Source organism: Streptomyces antimicrobicus, from assembly GCF_020532625.1.
GTDB classification, from domain to species: domain Bacteria; phylum Actinomycetota; class Actinomycetes; order Streptomycetales; family Streptomycetaceae; genus Streptomyces; species Streptomyces antimicrobicus.
Genome location: NZ_JAJAUY010000078.1, coordinates 21685 through 27836, shown reverse-complemented (window position 1 = coordinate 27836; position 6152 = coordinate 21685). Strand labels below are relative to the sequence as shown.

The following is a 6152-nucleotide window of genomic DNA, read 5'->3' as shown; positions in this document are numbered from 1 at the left end:
CCCGCCCGGCTGTTCGGCGACGTAGGTGTACGTCATGGGGTCTCTCCCTCGGGGCGCGGATACGGAGGCAGCGACCTCACTGCCCGGCCAGCATCCGCGCCCCCGCCCCCGCCGGGGCGCCGGCCGCACCCGCCGCGCCCGCCGCACCCGCCGGGGCCGCGCCCCCGGCCGCCCGCCGCGGCCGGCCCTCGACCAGCAGGCAGGACAGGGCGGCCACCACGACCACCGTGATCGGCAGCACCGCCGTCAGGTGCAGCGTGGCGAGGAAGGCGTCCGCGTACGCCGCCCCGGTCGCGAGCTCGGCGGCCAGCTTGCCCTGGAGCAGGGCGCCCACCGCGGCCGCGCCGACCACCGAACCGATCTGCCGGATCGTGTTGTTGACCCCGGAGGCCGCGCCGGCCAGCCGCGGCTCGACGTTGCGCATCGCCTCGGCGGACATCGGGGCGACCGTGCAGCCGATGCCGAGGCCGGTGACCACGGTCGCCGGGACGAACGCGTACCAGGGGGTGGCCGGGCCCGCGATCAGCACCAGGGCCGCGATGCCGACGGCGTACAGGCTCAGGCCCGCCATCAGCAGGTACTTGCCGCCGATCCGGTCGGAGAGGCGTCCGGCGAACGGGCCGACCGCCATCGAGACCAGCGAGGAGGGCGCGAGCACCAGACCGGCCTCGACGGCGCTCAGGCCGAGGACGGACTGCAGGTACAGGTTGAAGGGCAGGACCAGGCCGATCATCGCCATGGAGACCAGGGCCACCATCACGGTCAGCACGCCGAAGTTGCGGTCCTTGAACAGGGCGAACGGGACCAGCGGCTCGCGGTCCTGACGGCCGCGCTGGTGGAGCAGGAAGCCGGCGGCCAGGGCGGCACCCGCCGCGAGCAGGCCCCAGATCCCGGCGTTCCAGGCGTAGCGCTCGCCCTCCTGGAGCGCGAAGGTCAGGCAGAACAGGGCGCCGGTGGCCAGCAGCACGCCCGGAACGTCGAACGTGCGCGCCCGGCCCGTACGGACCTCAGGGACCACCAGGAAGGTCAGCGCCAGCGCGGCGATCCCGATCGGCACGTTCACCAGGAAGATCCAGCGCCAGCCGACGGTGGAGACCAGGATGCCGCCCAGCGTCGGGCCGCTCAGCGTGGCGAGGCCCGCCACCATGCCCCAGACGCCCATCGCGGTCCCGCGCCGCTGCGCCGGGAACACCGACATGATCAGCGTCATCGTCTGCGGGGTCAGCAGCGCGGCGCCCAGGCCCTGCACGCCGCGCGCGGCGATCAGCATCACCGGGCCGGTGGCCAGTCCGCAGGCGATGCTGGCGGCGGTGAAGACCACCACGCCGGCGGCGAACAGCCTGCGCGGGCCCCACACGTCACCGAGCCGGCCGGCGGTGATCAGCAGCACGGCCAGGACGAGGGCGTAGCCGCTGACCACCCACAGGGTCTGGTCGAGGGTCGCGCCCAGCGCGTCGATCATGTCGGGGATCGCGATGTTCACGATCGTCAGGTCCAGCAGGGTCATGAAGAAACCCAGCGACATCGTCACCAGGACCGCCCAGGGGTTCCCGGCCCACTTCCGCAGCATCTGCCCACTCCTTCCGTGCCGTTGTGGTGCCTCCACTGTAATGCATCTTTTTTGATGCATCAAGTTCGATGTATCTAGCGGGGCGCCTGGGGAGTGGCCCCTCGGCGGACCGGTCCAGGGGGGTGCCGGCCGCTGCGTGGGGTGGCGTCCGGGGGCGGTGATCGGGCAGCCTGGGGAGCCGGAACCACCAGGGACACCGGCCAGAGGGGAGCCGCCGTGCTCACGGCACTGGAGGGCGGGTACGGCGACCGCGCGGACGCCGTCGAGATCGCGGGCCGCACCGCCTCCTACGAGCAACTGCTCGCGGCCGGCCACGCGGTGGCGGCCGCTGTCGCGGGCGGCCCCCCGGTCGCCGTCACGGCCACCGCGTCGCTGGAGACCGTCGCCGCCGTCGTCGGCGGGCTGCTGGCCGGGGTCCCCGTCGTCCCGCTGCCGCCCGACGCCGGCCCCGCCGAGCGCGAGCACGTCCTGCGCGACTCTGGCGCCCGCCCGATCGAGGTGGACCTCACCCGCCGCGCCGACTTCTCCGGTCCCGCGCCCGCCCCCGAGGACCCCGCCCTCGTCCTCTACACCTCCGGCACCACCGGAGCCCCCAAGGGCGTGGTCCTCACCCGGGCCGCGATCGCCGCCGACCTCGACGCCCTGGCCGAGGCCTGGCAGTGGAGCGCCGAGGACACCCTCGTCCACGGGCTCCCGCTGTTCCACGTGCACGGCCTGGTCCTCGGCGTGCTCGGCGCCCTGCGCACCGGCAGCCGCCTGGTGCACACCGGGCGCCCGACCCCGGCGGCGTACGCGCGGGCCGGGGGCAGCCTCTACTTCGGCGTGCCCACCGTCTGGTCCCGTGTCGCCGCGGACCCGCAGGCCGCCGCCGCGCTCGCCCCGGCCCGGCTCCTGGTCTCCGGCAGCGCCGCGCTGCCCGCCCCGGTCTTCCGCGACCTCGAGCGGCTCACCGGCCACCGCCCGGTCGAGCGCTACGGCATGACGGAGACCCTGATCACCGTCAGCGGCCGGGCCGGGGGCGAGGTCCGCCCCGGCACGGTCGGCACCCCGCTGCCCGGCGTCCGCACCCGGATCGCGGCCGAACCGGGCGCCGAGATCGGCGAACTCCAGCTCACCGGGCCCACGCTGTTCTCCGGCTACCTCGGCCGCCCCGAGGCGACGGCGGCCTCGTACACCGAGGACGGCTGGTTCCGCACCGGCGACATCGCGGCGATCGAACCCGACGGCGTCCACCGCATCGTCGGCCGCGCCTCCATCGACCTCATCAAGTCCGGTGGCTACCGGATCGGCGCCGGCGAGATCGAGAACGCCCTGCTGGACCACCCCAAGGTCAGCGAGGCGGCCGTGGTCGGCGTCCCCGACGCCGACCTCGGCCAGCGGATCGTCGCGTTCGTGGTGGCCGAGGGCGTGACCGGCCCCGAACTCACCGACTTCGTCGCCGCCCACCTGTCGGTCCACAAACGCCCGCGCGAGGTCCGCTTCGTCGCCTCCCTGCCACGCAACGCCATGGGCAAGCCGCAGAAGAAGCTGCTGCTCGCGACCGCCGACGACCGCGACCGTTAACGCCGTTAACGGTGGACGGCGCGGGCGGCACCAGGGCGCCGGTCCGCGGGGAGGGACGCGGCTATGCTTCCCGCACCGATGTCATGACCGAGTGGAACGCTCGCTCGTGAGCGCTCCGCGAAATGATCAGTGGGGACGGGTCTTTGAGCAAAGAGTCATTCGACGGCGCTCATCCGGTGACGCTCAAGTCGGCATTGTTCGTGGACTTCGACAACATCTACCTGGGACTCCGTGACATGGACCCGGGGGCGGCCGAAGCGTTCGCGGCCCGTCCGGACAGATGGATGAATTGGCTGGAAGGCAGGAGCGCCACGGGTGAGGCCGCCCAGGGCGTCCCCGACCGCCGCTTCCTCGTGCGGAACGTGTACCTCAACCCGGAAGCGTTCGGAAAGTACCGCGCCTTCTTCACGCGCAGCGGGTTTCGGTCGATCGACTGCCCGCCCTTGACCACCCGGGGCAAGAACAGCGCCGACATCTCCATGGTCCTCGACATCATGGATGCGCTCGCCGACGAGACCCGGTACGACGAGTTCGTGATCATGTCGGCGGACGCCGACTTCACGCCTGTGCTGCAGAGGCTCCGGGCGAAGGACCGGTGGACGACGGTGGTGGCGGCCAGCGTGAGCGCCGCCGCCTTCCGGGCGACGTGCGACGTGTTCGTGACGCCCGAGCAGCTCGCCGCCGCCTCCCGCTGGGACGAGTTCCACCCACCCGGCGAGCCGCTGGGCGGCGACGCCGAGCGGGCCGTGGTCGTGCTCCCGCAGCAAGCGGGCAGCGACCGGCGCGAGGCAGTGGTCAGGGAGGTCCACCGCGTCGTACGGGCGGCTCCCCGTCCGCTCGCCGCGGCTACGGCGGCTCACGCGGCGCTCAGCATCGATCCTTCGATCAAGGATTCCGCTTGGTACGGCGCCGGGAGTTTCAGCGGGTTCGTGAAGACGCATTGCAGCGACCTCGAATACGTTCCCACGTCACCCGGGTACATTCTCGATCCCACCCTGCATTCCTTCGAGGACCAGGGCGGCCGGGCGCAGCTTCCCCGTCTCCTCGCCCAGGTGTGCGCCCTGACGGACGTGCCCGCGTTGCAGCCCGACGCCTACGCTCTGCTGTTCGAAGTCCTCGCCCAGGACCTGCGGAATTCTGCGTTTCAGCTGTACCCGACGTCGAAGAGGGTGCGGGACGAGACGGAGGCGCGCGGAAACCCCGTGACCCGCAATGCCGTCAACTTCGTACTCAAGGGACTCGTCTACGTGGGGCAGTCGCTGGCCGAAGGCGTCACGGCGGACGCCCTCGCCGACGCGTGGGTCGACAACGTCTACACCTTGTGTGCGAACGCGCGGATGTCGCTCTCCGACGAGGACAGGGGACTGATCCGTCGGTGGATCACGGGCGGTGACATCAGCGGGTCCGACGAGCCCGCGTGAGAGCGGGGCAGCCACATCGGGCGTCCCGTGCAGGTGAGGGAGGCGTTCGACGCCTCGGCACCCCGGCACGGGACCCCTGGTGGTTCCTCGTCCTGCCCCGTCGGCCGAGCAGCCGGTCAGCTCTCGATCAGCTGCTGGAAGACGACCGTGTCGAAGACGTCCTCCATCCGCACCGCGACCCCGTCGCGCAGGGTCCAGGAGTGGATGAAGGGCAGGGTCCGGGTGGTGCCGCGCACCGAGGTGACCTGGCGGACGCCGAACACCACCACCCGGTCGCCGTCGGCCACGAACTCCTGCGGCTCCAGGCGCATCCCGCCCAGCACGGCGGGCACCCGGGAGAGGAACTCCCGTACGCCGTCATGGCCGTGCTTGGTGCCGCCGAGGCCGTAGTGGGACATCCCGTCCGGGTGCACCCACTCCACCTGCGGGTCCAAGGTGGCCAGGAGCGCCGGGACGTCCCGGTCGTGGAAGGCGCGGTAGGCGCGGCGGATCAGGGCGAGGGGCGTGTCGGCCGGTCCGGCGGGAGCGACGGGGACCGGCTGCGTGTTCATGATCGTCATGGCGGTGGTTCCCTTCGTCACAGGCCGAGGTGCTGGGGGTGCAGGGCGCGCAGCGTGCGTTCGATCCCGTCGCGCCAGTCGACCTGGCAGGGACCGGTCAGCCGCAGGCGCAGCGCCGGGTCGAACCGGTACGTCTCCCGGGTGACCTCGCTCGGCACCAGACGCGCCTCGACGCCCGTGAGCGCCTCGATGTGGCGGATGCAGTCGGTGACGCCGACCGGCTCGTCGCCGCCCCAGTTGACCACGGTCGACGGCACCGACGCCGCCGCCCACAGCGCCGGCACCTGGGCGACGAGGTCGTCGGTGTAGAGCGGGGAGCACCAGTTCTGGCCCTCCAGCGGCACCGCGATCGGGGCCCCGGCCAGCATCTGCCGGAAGTACAGCATCGGCACGCCGCCGTACGAGCCGCCCGGCCCGTACGCGATGTTCAGGCGGGCGATGGTGGTGGGCAGGCCCAGCACCCGGGCGAACGCGCGGACCGCGCCCTCGGTGGCCAGCTTGCCCATCGGGTACGCGGGCAGCCAGTCCGCGCGGCCGTCGACCGGGTCGTCCTCGGTGTAGGCGTGGTCCAGGGTCTGCCGGGCGTAGAGCGCGCCCGTGGAGACGTACAGGAACGATTCGGCGGTCCGGCAGTGCGTCATCAGGCGGCCGGTGGCGACCGCGTTGATCTCGGCCGTCAGGTTGAAGTCGCCGTCCTCGCCGCGGTGGACGGCCGAGTGCATCACGTGCGTGAAGTCCTCCGGCAGGCCCTTGAACGCCCGGTCGGAGGTGTCGCCCATGTCCCAGCGCCAGGTGGTGACGCCCGCTTCCTGGAGCTCCCGCTCGACGCCCGGCGTACCGAACCGGCCGATGCACCAGACGTCGTTGTCGGCGGCCAGCGCCGTGGCGACCGGCCGGGCGACCTGCCCGGTGCCGCCGGTGATCAGGATCTTTCTGCCCTTCATCAACTTTCTGCTCCCCCGTGGATGATCGTTTTGGTGTGGCAGTTGTCTCTACGTGCTTTCGGGTGTGCGCGGTTCCCGTGGCGCACCGCCGGAC

5 protein-coding genes are annotated in these 6152 nt (G+C 72.4%); 2 read left to right on the top strand and 3 right to left on the bottom strand.

Features of this window, described 5'->3' with window-relative positions:
* Positions 1-76: 76 nt before the first annotated feature.
* Positions 77-1570 (bottom strand): DHA2 family efflux MFS transporter permease subunit, encoded by a 1494-nt coding sequence (locus tag LG632_RS19420; protein ID WP_226728628.1) that lies wholly within the window; start codon positions 1568-1570, stop codon positions 77-79.
* Between the two features lie 216 nt (positions 1571-1786).
* Between LG632_RS19420 and LG632_RS19415 the strand changes: the two genes are divergently transcribed.
* Complete coding sequence (locus LG632_RS19415; RefSeq protein WP_226728627.1) at positions 1787-3133, top strand: AMP-binding protein; 1347 nt, start codon at positions 1787-1789, stop codon at positions 3131-3133.
* 176 nt (positions 3134-3309) lie between these two features.
* Positions 3310-4554: an NYN domain-containing protein gene (locus LG632_RS19410; protein WP_226728626.1), complete on the top strand. Its 1245-nt coding sequence runs from the start codon at positions 3310-3312 to the stop codon at positions 4552-4554.
* A 116-nt stretch (positions 4555-4670) separates the two neighbouring features.
* Here the strand turns inward: LG632_RS19410 and LG632_RS19405 are convergent, their stop codons facing one another.
* Both LG632_RS19405 and LG632_RS19400 read right to left on the bottom strand, forming a co-directional pair.
* Positions 4671-5114 (bottom strand): nuclear transport factor 2 family protein, encoded by a 444-nt coding sequence (locus LG632_RS19405; RefSeq protein WP_308108728.1) that lies wholly within the window; start codon positions 5112-5114, stop codon positions 4671-4673.
* 17 nt (positions 5115-5131) lie between these two features.
* Entirely contained in the window at positions 5132-6058 is a 927-nt protein-coding gene (locus tag LG632_RS19400; RefSeq protein WP_226728625.1) for an NAD-dependent epimerase/dehydratase family protein, read from the bottom strand.
* Positions 6059-6152 lie beyond the last annotated feature (94 nt).

Coding starts and splice junctions, on each gene's coding strand:
- LG632_RS19420 (WP_226728628.1), bottom strand. CDS start 1,570: ATGCTGCGGAAGTGGGCCGGGAACCCCTGGGCGGTCCTGGTGACGATG.
- LG632_RS19405 (WP_308108728.1), bottom strand. CDS start 5,114: ATGACGATCATGAACACGCAGCCGGTCCCCGTCGCTCCCGCCGGACCG.
- LG632_RS19400 (WP_226728625.1), bottom strand. CDS start 6,058: ATGAAGGGCAGAAAGATCCTGATCACCGGCGGCACCGGGCAGGTCGCC.